Raw genomic sequence first — 23,238 nt, forward strand, 5'->3', positions numbered from 1 at the left:
CGATTGATGCAACTCATTTGATATGCAGCGGGAAGTAGAGGCTGCAATTAATAAGGCGTCACGAGTTTGTAAACAACAAACTACAAACTACAAACCGGTTATAACCCTTATCATGAAACATTTTATAGTAATGCAGCTCCTTTTGGTAGGGTCATCGCTTTGCGCTTATAGCCAGTTGCCGGTAGATTCAACCGGCGTATTGGAAGAAGTGATCGTAACAGCCAATAAATTTCCGGAGATAAGAAAGAATATTGCCCAGCCAACATTCGTATTCGCCAGAAAAGATATCGACAGGTCCCTGTCGAACAACACCGCCGGTTTGCTCGAGCATAGCGGGAAGGTATTCGTACAACGAAGCCAGTTGGGCGGGGGAAGCCCGGTCATCAAAGGATTTGAGGCCAGCCGTATTTTACTGGTGGTAGATGGGGTACGCCTGAATAATGCCATTTACCGCACCGGTCATTTACAAAATGTGATCACCATCGATGATGATATTCTGGAAAGGGTAGAGGTGTTGTCCGGTCCCGCTTCTACGATGTACGGATCCGATGCCTTAGGCGGGGTGATCCATTTACAAACAAAACGACCGCTGCTCGAAAAGATCAGAACGAATGTATCTACCCGCTATAGCAGCGCATTTAAGGAATTTACCGGTCATGCCGACGTTAATATAGGCACGCGCCGTTTTGCCTCACTCACTTCTTTCAGTTATAGCAGTTATGGTAACCTGCGGCAGGGCGGCCGGCGCCGGGCGAAATATGCCGGATTTGGTAAAAGGAACGAATACATCATGCAGATCGATGGCATCGATTCCATTGTGGCAAATGAGAATGTCAATGTTCAAAAGTACAGCCATTACCATCAGTATGATCTGTTGCAGAAGTTCCTGTGGCAGAAAGATCCGCGGCAGTCGCACGAAGTGAACTGGCAATATTCCAATAGCAGTGATATTCCCCGTTATGACCGGCTTACCGATACCCGCAATGGCGCCTTACGATGGGCAGAATGGTATTATGGTCCGCAGGAAAGGCTTATGGCGGCATATAATTACCAATCCAGCGAAATGAAAGGATTCTTCGATGCGTTGAAAGCCGGCGCCAGTTACCAGCACATAGAGGAAAGCCGCATGCAGCGTGCTTACAGGCGACCCTTACGCGAGAACAGGGTAGAACGGATAGATGTATGGGCGCTGAACCTGGACCTTCGCAAGATCACGGCGCAGCACGACTGGCATGTAGGCGCCGACGCTCAATTCAATAAGCTCCGTTCCATTGCGTTCAATTATGATATTCATTCCGGTATCAGATCGTCGGGCCTGGTCACCAGGTATCCCGACGGTAAGAACACCATGAGCTATAGCGGGGTTTATGCACAACACACGTTCCGGATCATACCCGGTAAATTGATCCTGAATGACGGCATCCGCTTAAATTATGTGAGTCTGGATGCCCATTTCAATGACACCGCCCTGCTTCATTTGCCATTTACGAAAGCGGCACAGCGGCATCTGGCTTATAGTGTCAATGCGGGACTGGTGTTTTTACCAGGCGGCGCCGGCAGCAGGATGGCGCTTAACGTGTCCAGTGGATTTCGGGCGCCCAATATCGATGATCTTGCCAAAGTGTTCGAATCAGCGGGTGGCGTACAATTGGTGGTACCCAATCCTGATCTTACACCAGAACATACCTGGCAATTCGATCTGGATCTGAGCAAACGTTTCGGTAAATGGATCGAGCTGGAAGTAAACGCATTCTACACCCTGTTCCGGGATGCAGTCGTTTTGGACAGGTTCAATTTGAACGGCGCAGCCAGTGTATTGTACGATGGACAATTAACCCCCGTGGTAGCCAATCAAAATAAAGCACGCGCCTGGTTGTATGGGTTGCAGGGTGGGTTCAGGCTTCGGCCGGCTTCCTTTGTCAGCGTTTACTCACATCTTACTTACACTTACGGGCGATATAAGCAGGAAGATAAGTCGACCGTACCGATGGATCATATCCCGCCTGTATTTGGAAAAACAGGGATTACAGGCCGGTATAAACTCCTGGAGGGTGAGCTTTATCTACTCTACAACGGCGGCAAAAAGCTGCAAAACTATAATCCTTATGGAGAAGATAACCTGCAGTATGCTACGCAGGATGGAATGCCGGGCTGGCAGATCCTGAACCTGTCGGCCAGTTATAATATAAGTAAACAATTTACCGTACAACTGGCTGTGGAAAATTTATTCGATACAAATTACCGGACATTTGCTTCCGGTATCAGCGGCGCAGGACGGAACCTGGTAATGAAACTGCGGGCAGGCTTTTGATGTATGCATTATTGAATACAACGCATAATTACATTATTTACCCTGGTATATGATTTGCAAATCATTCCATGGTTTTTCATAGGATATTGGAATAAAGGGGGCTTTATGTCTATAGAGCCCCACTTTTTGTTTTAATCTTAAAGGTTATATTGACACATATTTTAATGTATTTTAATAATTCCGATATTATTTTGGAATAAGAATTGAGGGGTTAAACGACAAAAAAGCTTCATGGAATCCCGGTTTCAAAGTCTTACGGCTGCTCAGCTTAGGACAATTATTATAAATGAAATGAGAAAGTTTGCCCTCGCGTTAGAGTACGGTTCTACCATTAGTGATCTTCAGGAGATCAAAGAGCACATCAAGTTACTGTCAGATACGCTTGCCATCAAAGAGAAAGAAGAATATTCAGGATCTGCTGTAGAAATTCCTCAACAGTCGAAGCAAATGCGGCCGGTTAACTGAACGGAGGCTAACCACTCTCGTTATCCGTCAGCTTTGATTTGTTTTTTATTTCATTAAATATTTCTTTGGCGTTTTTCCTTATAGCGATGAGTTCTCTTGGGGAGGCGTCTTTTTGTAATGCTTCCAAAAAGTTCCTCACTTCCGCAATGTATCTGCGCTCCAGCTCCTCCAGGTAATTTTTCAAACGTTCATCCATACACAATAGCATCTGATCACAAAGAACAGATCGCAATTCCTGTACCCACCTTTTTTCCTCAGGGTAGGGTGGTAGCCAGGATCTCCCGGACGATATTGCGGAATTCGGTCAGCGAGAATGGTTTAACAATATATTTATAAGCGCCTGCTTTTTGCGCCGTATCAATGATTGACGGTTCACTGGCTGTAGAAAATATGATCACAGGAATATTGTAAAGATTCAACTCTTTTTTTATGGAGATCAAACAGTTTTGGCCGCTCATTTTAGGCATATTCATATCCATTACTATCAAGCATGGTAATTCGCTGGTCGTTTTTAAAAACTGTAACAATTCCTCGCAGTTTTGAAACCAGGAGAGTTTAATGTTCCTGTCTATTTCAGTGAGGACTTCTAGGAATAAATAGTGGTCGTCAGGATCGTCTTCCGCCAAACATATATGTTTGATTTCCCGTTTCATCCGGTGGAATTGTTTCATAATAGAAAAAGGGCCCCCATAGACATAGGGTCCCGCTTATCCATTCAATTAAAACTTTGGGTAACAAATGCAAAAGATATTCCATGTGATTGGGACGCATTTTCATAAAAAAAGGGGCAGTTGCCCCTTCATTGTTACTTACTTTTACTTGTGCCGGTTTTTGCCAGCTGTTCCTATGTGGAAGGTTTCATAATTCGATACTCATAACCCGATCTTCATTTGTTTGAATAAGCGTTACGCTGCCCTGCAGCAAATTTTTCTTCATCAAACTGAGCACAAAATAGCCTGATGGGTTCTCAAAATATTCCTTTATTATCCAGGTGCCATTAATGAGTCTGGCGCCAATGAGTAATGTCTTATCCCAATAAACTGCCCGAAAATAATACCGTATGCGTGCGTCGCCATTTAGTTCAATGATTATAGCCGGTGATGAAATAGTTCGCACCGTTTTGGTATAGTGTTCTGCTGATACATTTATCAGCTCATTTTTCTCATCTAAAACATGATCTTCAAAAAATAAAAGACTATTCGTACAATCATAAACGTGCAATAGCCGCTCCATAAAAGATGGTATTGTCGGGTGAACAAATGTGTATCAGTGAAAACTCTCTATAAGGAGAGTGTGCTAATTCAGCACGGCTTAACCTGATTGGGGCACAGCTTGTGGGACGATCCTTCGGTTTGGAGTTTAAGGAAATTTATTATAAGGTAGAAAACTTATGCTACATGAACAAATGATTCTGATCATTAATACGCGGTGCCTGGGTTTAAAATGACACCTGGTGCAGGCCAGGTTGTTTATAGAAAGAAGTCCGAAAGCTCTTTACAGAATCTTTCGGACTTGTTCACCATTGGACGTATACTCATTAATAACCGGTATTACCGTTATTGCCGCTGGTAGTATCAGTGCCATTCCCATTTCCCATCTCATGTTTAGCGCTCACTTCAACGAGCTTATATACCTTTCCGGTATTACCTTGCGGCCCGAGCATGGAAGAAACGGTGAGATATATTTCTCCTTTATTATCCTGCCCGAATCCCCTGAGGTAGTATCCGATATCATCGGGATGGCTCTTTAAACTCACTTCTTCATAAGGCCATGAATGTCCGGCAGGCGTCGCTGCATATAATTCTCCATTCGGCGTTGTGGGCGTTTGTGAAAATGTGCCGAAGATGTATTTGCCATGCCAGCCATGAATTGAATGTCCGCGATAAACATGACCGCCAATAACAGTGGTTGCTTTTCCGCCGGCCGGATTTTGCCAGTTGTTCAATTCAATTACCGGATCTATCAGCGGATTGCCCAGGTTATCAACAGTAGGACAAGCCGGCAACACCTGCAGTGCGTTGGCTGCATTGAAACAATGCCTGCCTTCTTTTACATTCCAACCGTAATTACCACCCCTGGTAACTACACTTATTTCTTCCCACAATAACTGACCAGCGTCACCTGCAATTAACTGGTGCGATCCGCCCATGTCGAAGGAGAACCTGTATGGGTTACGAAAGCCGAATGCATAAATTTCATCTCTGCCTGCTTTGTTTACGAACGGGTTATCAACCGGGATACCGTATGGGCTTCCTGAGTTTACGTCAATACGCAAAATGTTGCCGAATAAATTCGCTTCATTATCCTGCCCGTTGCCACCCCTGTTGGCAGCGTACCAGTCTTCAACATGGCCTACTGCAGTATCATTAGCGCCGCCGCCATCGCCAATTGAAATGTACAGGTAGCCATCATGGCCAAAGGCCAGCGTTCCACCATTATGATTGAATTGTGGATCATCCCATTCAAGCAGCACTTTTTCGGTGCTCAGATCGGCTACTCTTTGTTCACAGTTAGCAGTGAATTCCGATACCCGGCTCAGATTGTTCCAGGGAACGCCAGGCGCCGGCCCACCGGCACGGGGCGGCAATTGATAATAAACATAAAACCGGCAATTGTTCCGGTAATCCGGGTGAAAAGCCAGTCCTAACAAGCCACGTTCATCAAATGCAGGATTAAGCGTTACAAGTCTGCTGGAAATATCCATAAAGGGCGTACTGCCCTTATTACCATCATTATCAATTCGCCAGATCTTTCCGATCTGATCAACAACATAAAGATTTTGACTGCCGGGAACAGATACCAGCTGGATAGGAGAAACGAATCCTTCTGCTATCAGCTGGATGTCAACTGCTCTGTGCTTGTTCGGAAGATCTATTTTTTTACAACCCGGCAGTATTGCTACTGTTACAATTGCTATTAAGCATAATGCGTTGAATGCAGGCTTACAATGGCAGAAGTTGTGAGGTAGTTTAACTTTCATAATGAATCAATTTTGGTGATGTAAAAGATGTACTGTCACTAACACGACAAACCGTAGCATTAACCAATGCATGATATTCAATGGTAATCCGGAATGGTGTATTTGCTGAAAGCGTTTAAACCCTTACAATCTTCCTAGAGTTCAGAAAAGATGATTCAGGTAGCAGAAAAAAAGGATAAAAATTGAGCAGAGAATTGTTGATAATAGCAGTACGACAAATTTAATGCAAACGTTGTTCCCAGGGCAAATAATCTCAACCTGATCACACTTCAGGCTGAATGTGCAGCCGGTTGGTTGTGGCATGTGATTTTATTTATAATGCGGCAAGAGCGTTTTTATGAGTCATAGCATTTATGTCCTGAGCTCCCGTAGATTTCGGGAGCTTTTATTATGTTATGGTGCAAAAGCAAACGTAACCTGTCTATGAAACGAACAATTAAACATATCTGTTTGGCCGAGGATGACCCCGATGATTTTTATATTTTTTCCAACCTGCTGCATGAAGTAGACAGTTCAGTGAAACTCACCTGGTTTCAAACCTGCGAAGATCTGCTCCGGTATTTAAAGAATGGCAGCGATCTGCCATGCCTGATCGTTCTGGACATGAATATGCCAAAAATGGATGGTCAAACCTGTTTGGTAACGCTCAAAAAGGAAATAACACTACGCCATATCCCGGTCATTATACTTTCTACAGCGTTTAAGCCTGGCGCCATTGACCTGGCTATCGAAGCCGGCGCTAATAAATATTATCAGAAACCATATTCGCCAAAAGAGTTCAAAACGATCATAAGCGAAATACTTGCGATGCCGGTTGCCGAACAATGAGAAGGTACAGGATTTGCATTTTTTGTTAGGTTACTTTATAAACACGCGACTGAATATCAACTGTATAAATAACTAATTAACAAATATTTGTGGCCTTTATCGCAAAGTTGGAATATTGTTTCTTCGTATCCCATGTAAACATCCGGTGAAACACGTTGGTAAGCGACCTGACCACCAAACCTTGTCTGAAGTTGATTCCCGTGTTAAATACCGAAATGTACATGAAAAGCGGCATCTGGACTTATTTCCTTTTTTTATCGATTACCTTGATATTGATGGTTGTTGCCTGCAATAAGGCTGACCAAACGGTTAGTGATAAAACTGATCTGACAACAGCCGATTCTACTATCGACACGAGCACTTCTTTACCTGTAAAATTATGCCTTAATGCACCGGATTATGGGGACAGTATCGTTTACGTAAAACCCCAGAATGGGGGCGATTTTTTTGTGGAACCCACGAACAACATCGGTATTGAAGGAACATATCTATCCTGGCCCGAAGGACTGCAAATAAACCGGAACACCGGCGTTATTAATCTTTCACAAAGCGAAACGGGCGTTCGATACCAGGTTGCATTCGTAAAGAAAGGAACTACCGATACCTGTGTAAGCCAGTTGATCGTGGGCGGACTAACTTATATGGATGGGATCTATGTGCTCGACCAACACGATACGCTGGCAAAACCGGTCTTCAACGCCGATCCTTTTAAATCTTCTGTCTGCGATGTCAGCGACGACACCGATTATCCCGATAACAATGGTAATGGCAACAACCAATGCGCCTTTGACGATGATGCACCCGGGCAGCGGGCCAACGATCATAAACTGCGTGTACGTACGAAAAGCGGCATCATTAACATGAAGAAGTCAGTGGATGATGGGTTGTTCGGTAAAAATCCGAAGAACGGCGCCACGAAAATGGTGCAGATCCGCTACAGGCTGAATGATGCCAGTCAGAAAGCACTTCAAAAAATAGCTGTACAGGTAATGTATTATGACAAGGTGTCGAGCATCCCACTTACATTACAACAGGAAATTGCCGGTAAACGAAACAGCATGTTCAACTACAAGATCGTTAAGGGAAAACCCAGACCACCGTTGCTGATCATTGCGGGATTCTCCAGGTGATCAACAGCCTCATTATCCGCGAGCTTTTTTTGTTTTTACACTTCGGGCCATTGCTTTATTTCTCTTCTTTTATAACAACGGTCATCAGTAACAGCTGGTAACACAAAAATATTTGCCTTGTACTGTTTTATTTTGGGTAGTATATTCGCCGATGTACTCAAAAGATGCACATGTCATTCACTACAGACAAACAAACCCTGGAAGACCTGAACATTTTCGGTAAACATGGCGGAGATTCCATTTACAACATCTTCAACCGCTGCGTTACAAGAGGCGGGGCGGCGGTTCTGGCGGAATTGTTCCGGTATCCCCTTGCTGATTTTGAAGCTATTAACAAACGCAGTGGAATTATACAATCGTTTGCGTTAGCGGGAACTTCGTTCCCTTTTAAAGGCGCCGACTTCGATGCGGTTGAATCTTATCTTGCTAACACCGATGAGCGCTCCAAACTAACTGTGCAGGAAAATACGGTGGCCCGCAAGCTCACGAACATGATCGCAATGGACATTGAGACCCAGCAGATCTATAAGGGTGTTGAAGCCCTCGTGGCGCTGATGAAGAAAACGCAGGAATTGATGGAAGAGCTGAATGAGAATAAATTTTACAAACAGGAGAATGAGGAAATACGAACCATTCTTAACAACCCCGCTTTCACTGAAATGAATCAAAGCAGGGGAAAGCTTTCACCCACACAAATAGCAGACTTTGATGTGATGCTGCGTTTCCGGTACCGGACCCTGGTTGAAAAGCTGTTGCAGCATATCTTTCACCTCGACGTATACCTGGCGATCGCAAAAGTGGCCAATGAAAGAAAGTTTGTTTTTCCGAAAGCCCTGCCCGCCGGCCAGCCTGATCTGCTGAAGCTGGAAGGAGTGTACCATCCCCAGGTAAAAAACGCAGTACCGAACAATATTCATGTTACCACAGATAACAATGTTATTTTCCTTACCGGCGCCAATATGGCCGGTAAATCAACTTTCATGAAATCGCTTAGCATTGCGATGTTCCTGGCGCATATGGGTTTTCCCGTTGCAGCACAGCAAATGGAATTTGCCGTGCTCGATGGTGTTTATACCACTATCAATTTACCCGATAACCTGGGCATGGGCGCCAGCCACTTTTACGCAGAAGTGTTGCGCGTAAAGAAAATGGCTGAAGAACTGCAACTGAAGAAAGGCCTCTTTATTGTTTTCGATGAACTGTTTCGCGGAACCAATGTGAAAGATGCTTATGAGGCTACGATTGCCATTACTTCGGCCTTCGCAAAGAAAAGAAAGAGCATTTTCCTGATCTCCACACATATTATCGAAGCGGGGGATGTGCTGAAAGAAAAGTGCAGCAATATCAATTTCGTTTACCTGCCCACGCGCATGAACGGCCATCAACCTGTATATACCTATACATTGGAACAGGGGATTACCGGCGACCGGCACGGCATGGTGATCATCAACAATGAAAAAATACTGGAGATCCTGCAAAACGGAAAAAAGCAATTACGAAAAACTACTGCAAACTATGGGATTTAAAACTGATAAGCAAACACTGGACGATCTGAATATTACCGGCAGGTTTAAAGCACAATCTGTCTTCAGTCTTTTTAATGACACGCAAACGGGCGGTGGTGAAAAGCTGCTGGAAGGTATGTTCCAGCAGCCGCTGACGGATGCTGCTGCTATAAACAACCGCAGTGATGTGTTTAACTATTTTCACAACAAGCAGCTGTCTTTTCCTTTCAATCCGTCAACCATCCAGGCAGCAGAAACATACCTGGGTGAAGAAACCGGCAGTTCTTACCTGCTAGCGGCGGGGGCGCATTTACGCAGGAAGTTCCTGCAAATGGCCATGAAAGACGAACAGTATGGCCAGTTGCAGAGCGGCCTGTTGGCGACCATCGATATGTTGAAGGCTTTGCAGCAGTTCCTGCCATTGATGGAAGGCTGTCCTGCCACCGGACTGTTTGAAACGGTTGCCGTCACTTTCAAAGGTGATAAGATGAAATGGCTGCAGGAGGTAGGGGTTGATCAACCGCTTACGCTCTTACAGCTGGCGCGGTATGACCATCTTGTGCGGCATGTACTGCGCAATGAAATGGAAGGCATACTCCGGTTTATTTATCATCTCGACGTTTATATCGCGGTAAGCAATGTGGCCCGCGAGCGGAATTTTTTGTATGCCCGGGCCCTTCCAAAGGATCAGCATATCTTTCAGACGACTGCATTACACCATCCGGCGCTGAAGAACGGGGTGGCCAATCCGCTTCACCTGCACGAGGACCGGAATGTGCTGTTCCTGACCGGCGCCAATATGGCCGGCAAATCTACATTGATGAAGTCGCTTGGTATAGCCGTGTACCTGGCTCATATGGGATTTCCTGTTGCTGCCAGGGATCTGGTGTTTTCGGTCAGGGACGGGCTTTATACGTCGATCAATGTATCAGATAATCTAAACCTCGGGTATAGCCATTTTTATGCAGAAGTGCTGCGGGTGAAGAAGGTAGCCGAGCAAGTGGCGGAAGGCAATGACCTGGTGGTCATCTTCGACGAACTTTTTAAGGGCACCAATGTGAAAGATGCCTATGATGCAACGCTGGCTGTTACAAAAGAATTTGCTGCCTATCGCAATAGCTTTTTTGTCATTTCAACACATATTATTGAAGTGGGCGCTGCGCTTCAACAGGAATGTGACAACCTGCAATTTTCTTATCTCCCCACCATTATGGAAGGCAGCGTGCCCAGATACCCGTATACACTTACGGCAGGCATTACGAATGACCGCCATGGTATGATCATCATTGAAAATGAAAGGATCCTCGAAATGATACAAGAATAAAAAAAGCCGCAATTTGTTGTATATTGATGAATAAAATCTAATACCAACGATGGTCTTATGTCGACTGTTGAACTTGACTATGACACGATATTGAAATTTAAAAATGGGGATGAATCGGCTTTCACCGTCGTTTACAATCATTTCTACAACAGCATATTCTCATTTTGCAAGTACCTGCTGCCTAATATCGAGGATGCGAGGGATATGACCGCACAACTTTTTATCCAGGTTTGGGAAAAAAGAGACAGATTCGATTCCTACAAAAACCTCCGGGGCTTTCTCTTTTTAAATGCACGAAACAAATGTTTCAATTACCTGCGCGACCAAAAGGCCCGCTCTGCCATTGACAAACAGCTTGGCGATTTTACCATTGCAGAACAAAGGTCTATTCTCTTTGCTGAAATTGAATCTGAGCTGGTCACCTGTATCCGCGAAGAAGTGGAAAAACTGCCCGACTACTACAGGAATATCCTGAAATTGTCGTATTTCCAGGGATATGATAACCAGGAGATCGCCGACATGCTTCAGATCAGTGAAAAAACGGTGCGCAATGCGAAATCGATTGCATTGAAGACGGTCAGGTTACTCTTTCAAAGCAGGAATGCGAAAATCGGCTTTGCCGTCAGCTTCTATTATTTTTTTTAAATCTTTCGGGACAAACAACACTCCTTACGGGTTATATATGCAGCAAAAGGAATTTCAACGATTTGCTTTTTCCTGATTCCTGTTTGTATACCTTATCAACTAACGGTTTATGAATGAAATGTCGAGAAATATTGCCGGTCTCATTATGAAATACCTGAACGACGAACTGAACGATCAGGAGAAACAGGAACTGGACGAATGGGTGCACCAGTCGGAAGATCATCAACGGTTTTTCCGGCAGTTTACCGGGGAAGAAGCGTTTGCTGCAACACTGGAAGAATATGAGACAAGCAAAGGCATCGTTTTAACGAAGATAAAAGAAGAGATTCACTTTGGCGCGCAGCGCCGGTCGAAAAGCAGGATCGTGTGGTTGAACCGGCGAACACTTACAGCTGCAGCTGCTTCCGTCATAATAGCTGGCGGCGCATGGCTGTGGTGGGTAACCGATAAAAAAGAAAAGCGGGTTACAGCAACCGTGACCGTACAGCCGGCGCACGACAGGCAACCCGCATCCGAAGGCGCTGTGTTGAAGCTGGCTGATGGAAAAGAGATCATCCTCGACGATGCGCAAAATGGTGCTGTTGCCATACAGGGCAATACCCGGGTAACCAAACAGGGAGGCCTGTTATCCTACAACAATAACGATGAGGGCGATACGGTTTTGTACAATACCTTGTCCACGCCGGAGGGTAAGATCTATAAATTGTTATTGCCTGATGGCTCCATGGTTTGGTTGAATGCGGCCAGTTCGATACGTTTTCCCACCGCATTTACAAACGGCCAGCGAAGTGTAGAAATAACCGGTGAAGTGTATTTCGAAGTAGCATCCGTTCGGCTTGGCTCAGGAGAAAAAATGCCCTTCCAGGTAACGGCCAACCAACGCGCCAGGATCAATGTGCTGGGTACTCACTTCAATGTGAATGCGTATGACAACGAGGCATTGCTTCGTACGACCCTGCTGGAAGGAAGCGTGCGTATACAGTTGATGCAGGAACCTGGTAACGCCGTTGTTTTGAAAGCCGGGGAACAGGCGCAAATAAGGAATGCGCAGGCCGGCCGCATCACCGTTCATCATGCGAATATCAAAAATGTGATGGGGTGGAAAGATGGCTACTTCAGCCTTGACGATCTGTCGCTGGAAGCATTGATGCGCGAGGTGGAACGCTGGTATGATGTAGAGGTAGTGTATGAAAAAGGGATTCCGGTGAAATCGTTCTTTGGAAAAGTGAACAGGGACCTTTCCTTACTTGATTTTATGGAAGGGTTGAAAGACTGGGGCGTTCGGTTCAGGCTGGAAGGAAGAAAGCTGATCATTACAGGAATCGAATAACGCGGAACGCTTAACGCTCAACGCTTAACGCTTAACACGGAACGCGGAACGCTGAACGCTTAACGCGGAACGCTGAACGCGGAACGCAAAGCGCCCCGTTAGGATGGATCCGTTCAGACGGGCTTAAAGCCGGAAACCTGGCTTTACCTATTGCCTGTTATCTATAGCAAATTGATTCAATCTATAGGCTTTTCAGAAGCCATGACCCAACCAAAACACTGTTGACAATGAGATTGACTGTTTTATTGATTGCCGGGATCTTCCTGGCACAAGGGGCTGTTATAGCCCAAACGATCACCTTCTCGGGGAAAGATATAGCCATGAACAAAGTGTTTGAAGTGATCGAACAACAAACCGGTTACGTAATTTCCGGCGACAAGAGCATCCTTACTTCTTCCAAACCTGTTACCGTGGCTGTTAGCAATGTTCCGCTGGATCAGTTCCTGTACCTAATATTTAAGGACCAGCATATTGCTTATCGCATCCGCGGGAAGAACATTTTCCTTTCCCGCAGCAGGGATCCGTCTACAAAAAATGAACTGTCAGTAACAGGTACACCTGCGCCATTTCCGCTGGCGATCATTACCGGCACGGTCCGGTCGCGCAAGGGCGAATTACTGCCGGGCGCATCCATCCGGTTGAAGGGTATGCAGTCAGGCACCACCACCGACGCCCAGGGAAATTTCAGTCTGCGCAACATACCCGAAAAGACCATCCTGCAAATATCCAGCATCGGTTATGAAACCATTGAAGTAGTGATAAACGAAGTACCGGAGGGTTACACCGCAGTGGCCGTTAAAAGAGACCAGGTTGATAACGTAAGGGCCATTCCCGGCAAATTGCTCACCATCGACATTCTGTTGGAGAACAGCAATAGCCAGATGAACCAGGTCATTGTCAATGGCTATTCAAATATCAATAAAAGCAATTTTACCGGCTCCGCCGTCACGATCAAACGCGACGAACTGTTGAAAGTAGCGCCAACCAATGTATTACGCAGCCTGCAAATATTCGATCCTTCCTTCAAAGTGACCGATAACAACAGCCTGGGTGCTGATCCGAATAACATCAACCCCGTCTATATCCGCGGCCGTTCAGGCATTGGGGATGTTACATTGCCAAACGATGAAGCCGCCCTAACGCCCACACAGCTTCGCAATGACCCCAACCTGCCCACCTTTATTCTCGATGGTTACGAGGTAACGGCGCAAAGGATCTTTGACCTGGATCCCACCCGGGTGGAGTCTATCACCATTCTCAAAGACGCGGCTTCTACTGCCATCTATGGGTCACGGGCTGCCAATGGGGTAGTGGTGGTAGAAACGGTAAAACCCGTGAGTGGAAAATTGCGGATAAATTATTCATTGAACGGAAGCGTAACAGCACCTGACCTGTCGGGTTACCACCTGTTGAACGCAAGGGACAAGCTGGAGCTGGAACGAATAACGGGTATGTTTGAACCCCGGCCGGATGATCAACCTTCGGGGGCGCTGGCCCGTGAGCGAAGCTATTACGGCAAACTGGCAGAGATCGACCGCGGCGTGGAAACAGACTGGCTCTCACAACCGTTACGCACCGGTTTAAATCAGCGCCACAACATCCTGGTGGAAGGCGGTTCCAAAGAGTTTATCTTCGGCGGTGACCTGAATTTTGCGCGTACGCAGGGGGTGATGAAAGGTTCCGGACGCAATAACAATTCGATTGGCTTTTCCATTTCTTACAGGAAGAATAACCTCATGTTCCGGAATTATATCCAATGGAATAATATTCAGTCACAGGAATCTCCCTTTGGTTCGTTTGCTACCTATGCCATGCAGAACCCTTATGATGATTTCCGGGACGAGGACGGCGCTTACAAAAAACTGTTGACAAACTGGGGACATCCCGGAAGCCCTTTAGGCAATCCCCTGTATGATGCACATCTGAAAAGCTACAACCGGACTGCACACAACGATTTTTCGAACAACTTCAGTCTCCGCTGGACCATCGCCAATGGCTTACGGCTGGATACGCGCCTATCCGTTTTGCTGCAAAAAAGCCAGCAGCAACACTTTAAAGATCCGGCTTCGTCGCAGTTCAATAATATGGAATTCACAAAAAGGGGAACAAAAAGCATCCTGGATGATGAACTGCGCACCTGGGATTTCAATGCGCTGCTGTTGTATGGCAGGGGCTATGGCAAACACTTTCTCAACATGACCCTGGGGGCGAATGCCAACCAGAAAGATCTGATCCGGTCCGGCTATTCCGTTCAGGGGTTTCTCACGGGTAATACAGACGATGTGAATTTCGCTGCTGAGATCCTGAACAAACCAACCGGTGACAATGAGAAATCGCGGTTGGTCGGCTTCCTGGCCTCGGCCAACTATAGCTACGACAATATCTACCTGCTCGATTTTTCAGGCCGGTACGATGGCGCTTCGCAATTTGGTTCCAATGTGCGGTTTGCACCTTTCTGGTCGTTGGGCGCGGGTATCAACATTCATAACTATGCAGGTATAAAACAAAACTATCCCTGGTTGAACAACCTTAAGGTTCGGTCGAACTACGGACAGGTTGGTAAGGCCGGGTTTTCACAAAGTGTATCTAAAAGCACGTACGGCTATAATTTTGAGGACTGGTATGTTTTTGGGATCGGCGCTAATTTAGTTACACTTGCCAATCCTGACCTGAAGTGGGAAAAAACAACGATGCTCGATTATGGTGTCGATGTCACCGTTTTTAACCGGCTTAGCATCACCTTTAATTACTACCATAAAAATACAGTCGACCTCATAGGGGATATTACCTTGCCTGTGTCTACCGGTTTTACTTCGTACAAAAGTAACCTGGGTGAGATCCTGAACAAGGGCTATGAGTTCAATGTACGGTACCAGTTGATCAATCGGCGCTCCGTGAGCCTCAGCCTGTATGCTACTGCGGCGCACAACAGTAATAAGTTCCTGAAGATCGGCGATGCGCTCAAAGAGTACAACAAGCGCGTGGAGAAATATTACCAGGATAACGATGTGGTAGATAAACCGCTGAACAAATATTTTGAAGGCGCCTCGCTAACGGCTATGTATGCTATGCGATCGCTGGGTGTGAATCCGGCAGATGGCAGGGAAATCTTCCTTGACCGGAACGGCGATGTTACCTATACCTGGAACCAGACCCAGCATGTGGTCGTAGGCGATACGGAGCCCGATTGGCGCGGATCATTCGGATTTAATTTTACTTACAAGAACTTCTTCGTCTTTACCGGCTTCCTGTACGAACTGGGCGGCGACATGTACAACAATACGCTGGTAAGTAAAGTGGAAAATGCAAACGTCTACTGGAACGTAGACAAGAGGGTGTTCTCAGACCGCTGGCAAAAGCCGGGTGATATCACCTATTTAAAAGATGTGCGCTTATGGAATGAGACAACACAGGTGACCTCACGTTTTGTGCAGCGCAATAATTATATCGACTTCAATTCCATTACTCTTGGCTACGACCTTCCGCAGCGGTTACTCAGCAGGTGGAAGATAAACAACTGCCGGGTGCAGATAACCAGTAATGAACTGGGACGCATTTCCTCTATCGACATCGAACGCGGAACCGATTATCCTTACGCCAGAACCCTCAACTTTACTTTAAACCTCGGCATTTAAATGAAAAAAGCATACTCTTTAATAATAGCGGCCATCCTGTTCATGAACACGGGTTGCGTAAAGAAGTGGCTTGAGCTGGAGCCCAAATCGGAAGTGTCTTCAGATGTGCTGCTGTCAACGCCGGAAGGCTTTTCCGTAGCGCTCAACGGCATTTATACAAATCTTTCATCCGACCGTTTATATGGCGGCGAACTGGCGTTCAACCTGGTGGATGTACTGGCCCGCGTATACGAAACGAAGAATACGCTGTACGACGGCCTGAAGAATTATGATTATGTATCGTCTGATATGGATGATAAGTTCAACGGCATCTGGTCCCTGGCCTATAGCACCATTGCCAATTGCAACGGCCTGCTGGAAGAGATGAATAAAAAAGGCGACGGGTTTTTCAAACCGGAAGAACGCGCCAGGCTGGAGGGCGAACTGTTAACTATACGCGCCCTGTTGCATTTCGACCTGCTTCGCCTGTTTGCGCCGGCGCCCATTGTGAAAGATGCAGCGGCTATTCCTTATTACACAACCTTGAGCAATATGCCCATGCCCGATAAGCTCACCAGCGAAATACTGCAATCGATCATTGCCGATCTGGAGCGCAGCAAAGCGCTTCAGCAGGCATTTGATACCCATCCCGAGGCTAAAAGAAATTTTCATAAGGACTATCGCTTCGAATTCAGCAGTAACATCAATCCGGCTTTTTACGGATCAAGCAAAAGAGGTTACCGGATGGGTTTTTACGCCACTACCTCGTTGCTGGCGCGCGTTGCCCTGTATGCCGGCAACAACCGGCTGGCGCTCGATAACGCCATGGAAGTGATCAATGATAAAATGCCGGACAATGAACCGGTGATCAACTTTACACCCGCTACCCTAATCGATGTAGGTGAATATAACCGGCTGTTGTCAGACGATGTGTTGTTTGCGCTGTACCGGAAAGACTATGAAGAAGGCTTCAATAATGTGACCTTTTTATTGCCCAACACGAACCAGATCTTTGGCGCCGACCTTAATTCGGATTACAGGAAGAAATGTTATCTCACCGCCGACGGAAAGCAATTGCTGAAGTATGAGACCAATCAGGACGACAAACGCGAAAGAGGCGTTAAGTCGTTGATCCCCGTAATGAGGTTGAGTGAGCTGTACCATATTGCCGCCGAAGCGTTATATGATACCGATCCTAACGGCGCCCTCAACCTGCTGAATACCTTGCGCACGAAACGCGGCTGCACCATTCCGCTGTCTCCTTTCCCCAACAAAACTGATTTCGTAGATGCCATTATCAACGATGCCCGCAGGGAGTTTATGGGTGAAGGCAAATTGTTCTTTATGTACAAGCGATTGAACAAGACCATACTCGATGAAACCAATGGCAACCAAACCCTCACCGACAAATTTGTATTGCCCGTAACCGAAAGATAAATAACATGAAACATTTCTATTTGATAACCCTGTTAGGCTGCTGGCTGATGAGTTGTAAGAAGGATGCGGTGGAGGTATTCGGCGGAACCAGTTACGTGTACTTCGCCAACCATCCGGGTGATAGCAGCGACGTGAAGCCTATAGAATATTCTTTTGCCTTTCATCCCGGCGCAAATAAAGATACCATACCCCTGCTGATAAAGCTGATAGGCAGGCTGAGCAACGACGACCGGCCTGTGGAGGTGGCGGTAGATGCATCGAACACCACCGCCTTATCCGGCGATTACGAGCTGCCCGGCCCTAACGCATTGCGTGCAAGACATGCCTGGGATACCATTGCGCTGGTGCTGCATAATTCTGACCGGCTCAAGACCGGCAAGTTCAAACTCAGGCTTTTGCTGCATGAAACTGAGCTTTTCCGGCTGGGACCTTCCGGCAACCGGCACATCGATATCACTTTTTCAGACATGATCGCCCGCCCTGCCTGGTGGAACCAGGATATGGAACAACTTTTCCTGGGCGCCTATTCCGACACCAAGTACCGGTTGTTCATTGAAGCTACAGGTATTGCCGACCTCACCGGCGTAACGGGAACCGAACGGCGCGCCTATGCCATCATCTTCCGCGATTTCCTGGCACGCGGCCGCGAAAATGGGGAAGTATATGTAGATGAGAATGGCCAGATCAATGTATCACCCAATTTACTCTGACACATGAAACAAACAACGATCTATAGTCTCTTATTTGGCTTGTTCCTCTTGTCTTCCTGTTATAAAGACAAAGGCAATTACGACTATGCTGAGCTGAACAAAGTAACCATCCTGTTTGATGGCGATACGAAATATATCAGGCCCCGGGTGTCTGATACGCTGAACATCGATCCGCAGTTGGTGTATAAGGGGGATACCCTTCGCGCAAGTAAACTGGCCGAGACCTTTGCATTTACCTGGTATTGCAACAACGAGCAGATCAGCAGTTCGCCCGTACTGCATTATCCGGTACGCAGCCTCACCGGCGTAAGGCCTTACCTGAAGCTGAAAGTGGTGAATAAGAACGACGGGTCTACTTTCCTGGAGGGGATGACCGTAGAGCCCATACCTGCCTACCTTACCGGATGGGTGGTGCTAACAAAAAAGGATAACCGCAGCATCATTTCTTTTATTGACCCTGTAAGCTTTGAGGTGAATGCCGACTTTTATGCCACCATCTCAGAAAAGGAGCTTGGCCCAAATGCGGTGCAGGTGAAAGAGATCTGGATGGCGAACGCGGGGCTCAGCAATGCGGGCAATATCCTTATTGTTAGGAATGACGCCGGCGGTAATATAGAGCTGGATGGCATCAAGCTGAATCCCATTGCCAATAGCAATAACTTTTTTCTGGGAAATACACTTCCGCCTGATTTTCGCCCACGCGGTGAGTTTTATATGTGGGACTACACCATTATGCTGGATGATAACAGGAACATTTATGTGCGCAAGCATGTTGACAACAGCCTTACGCAATCCGGTGTATATCCCAATAAACCCCTCTTCATTCCGGGCGGCGTGAAATTCGACCAGGGCTGGGACGGCACCTTTTTAAGCGGGCAAACCCTTCTGTATGATAAAACCCAGGGCAGGCTATTCCTTGCTTCCGACGATTGGGGCGCGGTACTGCCGGTGACCTATTTACCCGGACCGCCGCTGCCGCCCGGCACAACACTTATCCATGCCATGGATAAAGAACTGGTGTATGTGGGCAGGCTGCAGCAAGGGCGTTTCACCTCTTCTTACTACCTGGTATTCTTCGATGGGACTAAGTATTACGAGCAAAAGATCATGATCATGGACCAGCGCTTTACTGTGAACGCTTTATTTATGGGCGAAGTGCCTTTAGGCGCAGGTACCGCCAATGCGCAGAGCGTGTTCTGCCAGTTGCCGCGCATCGATAACTATATGTTCTATTCCGGCGGCAGCGGCAACAAAACCCTTTACCTGCACGAGCAGGGGCCAGGCATGAGCTCGGAATATTTCACTTTTGATTCACCTATCAAAATCATTGCTGCCGCACAGAACCAGCTCATGGGCGTTCATACCCATGATCAGCTGATGGTAGCGCTGGAAAACGGTCACGTGTATATCCTGGGCATTTTACCAGATCAAATGGCCGATCCCTCCAAACGTTTGATAAAAAAGATCGAGCTGAACCAGGGCGTACCTGTAAGCGGCATGTATAAAATGGGATATGGCTATTTCCAAATGTAAACAACGTATGAATCATCCAATAATAAAAGCGGTTCAGCTATCGCATCGTTATACGGCACAATGGGCTGTCCGTGATATCGATTTTGAGATACCGGTTAAAGGCATCTACGGATTGTTGGGATCCAACGGTTCGGGCAAGTCTACGATGATGAACATTATATGCGGTGTCTTGAAGCCTTCCAAGGGCGAAGTGTTTATCAATGGTATTGATATTCGTAAAGAGCCTATTGCAGCCAAAAGTTTAATAGGATTTCTTCCGCAACGGCCACCGCTGCATATAGACCTGAACATTGAAGAGTACCTCACCCATTGTGCAGGATTGAGATTGATACCACGCAAAGAACAGGCGCGTTCGGTGAACAAGGTGCTCGACCTCTGCGGTATCACGCATTTCAGAAAACGGCTGATCCGGAATTTGTCGGGCGGTTATCAGCAACGGGTAGGTATTGCACAGGCTATCATTCACAACCCTGAACTCGTGGTATTGGATGAACCTACCAATGGCCTCGATCCTAACCAGATCATCGAGATCCGTAACCTTATCAAGGAGATCGCCCGCGAACGAACCGTCATCCTGTCTACACACATGCTTTCCGAAGTACAGGCCGCCTGCAATTACATCCTGATGCTGGCGGAAGGACGCGTGGTATTCTCAGGCAGCATGGATGAGTTTGACCGCTATGCGGCGCCCGGCACCATTGTGCTCACGATGCTGGAGCCACGGGGAGCAGAAGCATTGAAAGGGCTGGCAAATGTGCTGGATGTGGAATCACTCGGCAGCTTTCGCTACCGGGTGAAGGTAGACGGTGTGGATGATATGCTGGAAACGATCATCGGTCAAAGCGTTCAACATGGCTGGCGCCTGAAAGAGATCAACGCAGAGAAAAACTCGATGGATACCATTTTTGCCACGCTCTCTAAAAAGCAAACCCGTTCCTGAACGTAGAAATTGAAATAATGAAACAAACGATAAGAATCGCCCGTACCGAATTGCAGTTGCTTTTTTATTCACCTATTGCCTGGTTGATCCTGATTGTGTTCACCATCCAGGCCAGCCTTGTTTTTACCGGTTCCCTGGAAGGGTTCGTGAATACAAAGGAATTGGGCTACCCGCTGCACAGCGTTACCCTGAACTTATATACCGATCCCTGGAACGGGTTTTATGCAAAGTTGCTCGGCTACCTGTACTTCTATATACCGCTGCTTACGATGGGTATGATGAGCCGTGAGCTGAGCAGTGGCTCCATCAAACTATTGTATTCTTCACCCATCAGCGACGCCCAGATCATTTTCGGAAAATTTATGTCCGTTGCCGCTTATGCGCTGCTGATGACCGGTATCGTTTCCCTTTTTACCCTGTATGGCGTCTTTGCGGTGGACAACTTCGATCTGCCCGCTACGCTAACAGGTTTGCTGGGTATTTTTCTGCTGATTGGTGCTTATGGTGCCGTAGGGCTTTTCATGTCGAGCTTGACCTCTTACCAGGTGGTAGCCGCCATGGGCACCTTTGCCGTTTTTGCCGTGCTCAGCTACACCAGCCAGTTATGGCAGAATGTTCCTTTTGTTCGTGATATCATGTTCTGGTTGTCGATCAGCGGCAGAACGAATGAATTCATTGGAGGCATCATCAGCAGTGAAGATGTTATTTATTTTCTGGTGGTTATCGGCCTGTTCCTGGGGTTGAGCATCTACCGGTTCCGTTCGGTTCGTCAGAAAACGCGTGCCTCTGTGTCGCTGGTGCGCTACCTGTTGGTGATCGGCAGTGCGGTGATCATCGGTTACCTGAGCTCACGCCCTGCGTTGATGTTCTTTTATGATGCCACCAGGACGAAATTGCGTACGCTGACGAAGGCCAGCCAGGATATTGTGCGTAAGGCCAAAGGTGGTTTAACCATCACCACCTACGGCAACGCGCTGGATGAAGACCGGTTGTTGATCTTCGGATTACCTCCGTTTGAGCTGCAGGATATGCGGATGTTCAGGGAATACATCCGGTTTAAACCAGAGATCAAAATGAAGTATGTGCATTATTACGCTAAAGGCAACAATGAGCAGTCATTGAATATGCGCTATCCAAAACTGAGTGACAAGGAACGGGTGGGAAAGATCGCGCAGACCTTCGGATTGGATTCAACTATGTTTGTGCCGGTGAACGACTTACATAAGATGAAAGAGACCCTGGCAGGGGAGCATTTCAGGCATGTAAAAGTACTGCAGCGTGACAGCGGGCAGCAGTCGGTATTGCGCATCTTTAATGATCCCATGCTTTTTCCTTCAGAAGCAGAAATAAGCGCCGCCATTAAACGGCTGGTTACCACTTTACCGAAAGTAGGCTTCGTGGGAGGGCATGGTGAACGCGATTGCATTAAGGAAGGCGACCGCGACTATAACAAGTTTGCCAGGGAAAATACATTCCGGTATTCATTGATCAACCAGGGCTTCGACTTCGAGCAGTTGACGCTTGACCAGGAAGTGCCGGCGCACGTGAGCATCCTCGTTATTGCGGATATGAAAACCGCCCTGCCTGAATTACACCTGCAGCATCTGCAGCAATATATTGACCGGGGAGGAAACCTGCTTATAGCCGGTGAGCCCAAACGGCAGGAGACCATGAATCCTGTTGCAGGTCTTTTTGGCGTGCAATTGATGGAAGGCAGGCTGGTAAGACCTAATAAAGATTTCCAGGCAGATCTGCTGTTTGCCCATCCTACACAAGAGGCGGGAAAGATCGCCGAGGCCTTTGGTCTCATTGGCAAGAACAGGCAGATAGTGGTGATGCCATCAGTAGCCGGATTGCAATACAACAACGCAGCTGCGAAAGGATATACCGCCACACCCTTGCTGGCAGCAGATACAGCGGGGGTATGGAATGAATTGGAAACGGTTGATTTTGTTGACGACTCTGCCGTGTTGAACCCGGCGGCAGGCGAAGCGGCAGCCAACAGAACAGCCACTGCCGTTGCACTGAGCCGCCAGGTGAATGGAAAAGAACAGAAAGTGATTGTGCTGGGCGATGCCGATTGTATCAGCAATGGAGAGCTTGGCCATTCGCGCAAGGATATCTTTCCGGCCAATTTTCTGCTGATCGCCGGCGCCTTCAACTGGTTGTCTGACTACCAGGCGCCTGTGGATGTGGCCCGTCCGCCATTCACTGATAACGATATTCATATCGGCAAAACAGGCTTCAAAGTTTCCAAAATAGCATTTACGGGTGTGCTTCCCGGTTTGATGCTGATCAGCTACCTGGTCATCTGGATCAGGCGAAGAAGACAATAGCAGCCATGAAAAGTAGTATACAGCAAAGGATCGCGAAAGCGGTCCTTTATTATGTTCTCATAAACTTGCATTTTTGAGCGGAAGTCGTGCGGAAATATTATATAACAGTTAAATACAAACGATAGATACTCACAGGCTTAAATTTAATTC

The 23,238-nt window shown here is 47.0% G+C and carries 18 protein-coding genes; 14 read left to right on the plus strand and 4 right to left on the minus strand.

Features of this window, described 5'->3' with window-relative positions; genetic code table 11:
• The first annotated feature begins 112 nt into the window (after positions 1 to 112).
• Both JUB15_RS27090 and JUB15_RS27095 read left to right on the plus strand, forming a co-directional pair.
• The gene (locus JUB15_RS27090; protein WP_207515801.1) at positions 113 to 2,311 is read left to right on the plus strand and encodes a TonB-dependent receptor plug domain-containing protein; all 2,199 of its coding nucleotides are present in this window, start codon (positions 113 to 115) and stop codon (positions 2,309 to 2,311) included.
• Positions 2,312 to 2,602: 291 nt separating this feature from the next.
• Positions 2,603 to 2,776 (plus strand): hypothetical protein, encoded by a 174-nt coding sequence (locus tag JUB15_RS27095; protein ID WP_207515802.1) that lies wholly within the window; start codon positions 2,603 to 2,605, stop codon positions 2,774 to 2,776.
• Between the two features lie 7 nt (positions 2,777 to 2,783).
• Here the strand turns inward: JUB15_RS27095 and JUB15_RS27100 are convergent, their stop codons facing one another.
• From JUB15_RS27100 to JUB15_RS27115, 4 genes are all read right to left on the minus strand, one after another.
• A complete protein-coding gene (locus JUB15_RS27100; protein ID WP_207515803.1) occupies positions 2,784 to 2,972 on the minus strand; it encodes a hypothetical protein in 189 nt (62 codons plus the stop codon).
• Positions 2,973 to 3,030: 58 nt separating this feature from the next.
• Entirely contained in the window at positions 3,031 to 3,429 is a 399-nt protein-coding gene (locus tag JUB15_RS27105; protein ID WP_207515804.1) for a response regulator, read from the minus strand.
• Positions 3,430 to 3,634: 205 nt separating this feature from the next.
• The gene (locus JUB15_RS27110; RefSeq protein ID WP_207515805.1) at positions 3,635 to 4,009 is read right to left on the minus strand and encodes a hypothetical protein; all 375 of its coding nucleotides are present in this window, start codon (positions 4,007 to 4,009) and stop codon (positions 3,635 to 3,637) included.
• A 304-nt stretch (positions 4,010 to 4,313) separates the two neighbouring features.
• Positions 4,314 to 5,756: a PQQ-dependent sugar dehydrogenase gene (locus tag JUB15_RS27115; RefSeq protein ID WP_207515806.1), complete on the minus strand. Its 1,443-nt coding sequence runs from the start codon at positions 5,754 to 5,756 to the stop codon at positions 4,314 to 4,316.
• A gap of 423 nt (positions 5,757 to 6,179) precedes the next feature.
• On the opposite strand from JUB15_RS27115, the gene JUB15_RS27120 reads away from it, so the two are divergent.
• The 12 genes from JUB15_RS27120 to JUB15_RS27175 all read left to right on the plus strand — a co-directional run bounded on the left by JUB15_RS27120 (position 6,180) and on the right by JUB15_RS27175 (position 23,088).
• A complete protein-coding gene (locus tag JUB15_RS27120; protein WP_207515807.1) occupies positions 6,180 to 6,584 on the plus strand; it encodes a response regulator in 405 nt (134 codons plus the stop codon).
• 221 nt (positions 6,585 to 6,805) lie between these two features.
• Entirely contained in the window at positions 6,806 to 7,714 is a 909-nt protein-coding gene (locus JUB15_RS27125; RefSeq protein WP_207515808.1) for a hypothetical protein, read from the plus strand.
• 170 nt (positions 7,715 to 7,884) lie between these two features.
• Complete coding sequence (locus JUB15_RS27130; RefSeq protein ID WP_207515809.1) at positions 7,885 to 9,240, plus strand: MutS-related protein; 1,356 nt, start codon at positions 7,885 to 7,887, stop codon at positions 9,238 to 9,240.
• Entirely contained in the window at positions 9,230 to 10,543 is a 1,314-nt protein-coding gene (locus JUB15_RS27135; protein WP_207515810.1) for a MutS-related protein, read from the plus strand. Before JUB15_RS27130 ends, JUB15_RS27135 begins: the two co-directional genes overlap by 11 nt.
• Before the next feature lie 57 nt (positions 10,544 to 10,600).
• Positions 10,601 to 11,188 carry an RNA polymerase sigma factor gene (locus JUB15_RS27140; protein ID WP_207515811.1) on the plus strand — a complete coding sequence of 196 codons (588 nt, stop codon included), beginning with the start codon at positions 10,601 to 10,603 and terminating at the stop codon, positions 11,186 to 11,188.
• Between the two features lie 109 nt (positions 11,189 to 11,297).
• On the plus strand, positions 11,298 to 12,518 hold the full coding sequence (locus JUB15_RS27145) for a FecR family protein (RefSeq protein WP_207515812.1): 1,221 nt from the start codon (positions 11,298 to 11,300) through the stop codon (positions 12,516 to 12,518).
• A 227-nt stretch (positions 12,519 to 12,745) separates the two neighbouring features.
• Complete coding sequence (locus tag JUB15_RS27150; RefSeq protein WP_207515813.1) at positions 12,746 to 16,153, plus strand: SusC/RagA family TonB-linked outer membrane protein; 3,408 nt, start codon at positions 12,746 to 12,748, stop codon at positions 16,151 to 16,153.
• Positions 16,154 to 17,569: a RagB/SusD family nutrient uptake outer membrane protein gene (locus JUB15_RS27155; protein WP_207515814.1), complete on the plus strand. Its 1,416-nt coding sequence runs from the start codon at positions 16,154 to 16,156 to the stop codon at positions 17,567 to 17,569. It begins immediately after the preceding gene.
• 5 nt (positions 17,570 to 17,574) lie between these two features.
• A complete protein-coding gene (locus JUB15_RS27160) occupies positions 17,575 to 18,279 on the plus strand; it encodes a DUF4843 domain-containing protein (protein WP_207515815.1) in 705 nt (234 codons plus the stop codon).
• Between the two features lie 3 nt (positions 18,280 to 18,282).
• Positions 18,283 to 19,812: a PKD-like family lipoprotein gene (locus JUB15_RS27165; protein ID WP_207515816.1), complete on the plus strand. Its 1,530-nt coding sequence runs from the start codon at positions 18,283 to 18,285 to the stop codon at positions 19,810 to 19,812.
• A gap of 7 nt (positions 19,813 to 19,819) precedes the next feature.
• Positions 19,820 to 20,752, plus strand: a complete 933-nt coding sequence (locus JUB15_RS27170) for an ABC transporter ATP-binding protein (RefSeq protein WP_207515817.1) — start codon at positions 19,820 to 19,822, stop codon at positions 20,750 to 20,752.
• A gap of 17 nt (positions 20,753 to 20,769) precedes the next feature.
• Positions 20,770 to 23,088, plus strand: a complete 2,319-nt coding sequence (locus JUB15_RS27175; RefSeq protein ID WP_207515818.1) for a Gldg family protein — start codon at positions 20,770 to 20,772, stop codon at positions 23,086 to 23,088.
• The last annotated feature ends 150 nt before the right edge of the window (positions 23,089 to 23,238 follow it).

This window comes from Longitalea luteola, from assembly GCF_017356035.1.
GTDB lineage: Bacteria > Bacteroidota > Bacteroidia > Chitinophagales > Chitinophagaceae > Niastella > Niastella luteola.

Coding starts and splice junctions, on each gene's coding strand:
- JUB15_RS27155 (WP_207515814.1), top strand. CDS start 16,154: ATGAAAAAAGCATACTCTTTAATAATAGCGGCCATCCTGTTCATGAAC.
- JUB15_RS27090 (WP_207515801.1), top strand. CDS start 113: ATGAAACATTTTATAGTAATGCAGCTCCTTTTGGTAGGGTCATCGCTT.
- JUB15_RS27095 (WP_207515802.1), top strand. CDS start 2,603: ATGAGAAAGTTTGCCCTCGCGTTAGAGTACGGTTCTACCATTAGTGAT.
- JUB15_RS27130 (WP_207515809.1), top strand. CDS start 7,885: ATGTCATTCACTACAGACAAACAAACCCTGGAAGACCTGAACATTTTC.
- JUB15_RS27165 (WP_207515816.1), top strand. CDS start 18,283: ATGAAACAAACAACGATCTATAGTCTCTTATTTGGCTTGTTCCTCTTG.
- JUB15_RS27135 (WP_207515810.1), top strand. CDS start 9,230: ATGGGATTTAAAACTGATAAGCAAACACTGGACGATCTGAATATTACC.
- JUB15_RS27150 (WP_207515813.1), top strand. CDS start 12,746: ATGAGATTGACTGTTTTATTGATTGCCGGGATCTTCCTGGCACAAGGG.
- JUB15_RS27160 (WP_207515815.1), top strand. CDS start 17,575: ATGAAACATTTCTATTTGATAACCCTGTTAGGCTGCTGGCTGATGAGT.
- JUB15_RS27100 (WP_207515803.1), bottom strand. CDS start 2,972: ATGGATGAACGTTTGAAAAATTACCTGGAGGAGCTGGAGCGCAGATAC.
- JUB15_RS27175 (WP_207515818.1), top strand. CDS start 20,770: ATGAAACAAACGATAAGAATCGCCCGTACCGAATTGCAGTTGCTTTTT.
- JUB15_RS27110 (WP_207515805.1), bottom strand. CDS start 4,009: ATGGAGCGGCTATTGCACGTTTATGATTGTACGAATAGTCTTTTATTT.
- JUB15_RS27105 (WP_207515804.1), bottom strand. CDS start 3,429: ATGAAACGGGAAATCAAACATATATGTTTGGCGGAAGACGATCCTGAC.
- JUB15_RS27145 (WP_207515812.1), top strand. CDS start 11,298: ATGAATGAAATGTCGAGAAATATTGCCGGTCTCATTATGAAATACCTG.
- JUB15_RS27120 (WP_207515807.1), top strand. CDS start 6,180: ATGAAACGAACAATTAAACATATCTGTTTGGCCGAGGATGACCCCGAT.
- JUB15_RS27125 (WP_207515808.1), top strand. CDS start 6,806: ATGAAAAGCGGCATCTGGACTTATTTCCTTTTTTTATCGATTACCTTG.
- JUB15_RS27140 (WP_207515811.1), top strand. CDS start 10,601: ATGTCGACTGTTGAACTTGACTATGACACGATATTGAAATTTAAAAAT.
- JUB15_RS27115 (WP_207515806.1), bottom strand. CDS start 5,756: ATGAAAGTTAAACTACCTCACAACTTCTGCCATTGTAAGCCTGCATTC.
- JUB15_RS27170 (WP_207515817.1), top strand. CDS start 19,820: ATGAATCATCCAATAATAAAAGCGGTTCAGCTATCGCATCGTTATACG.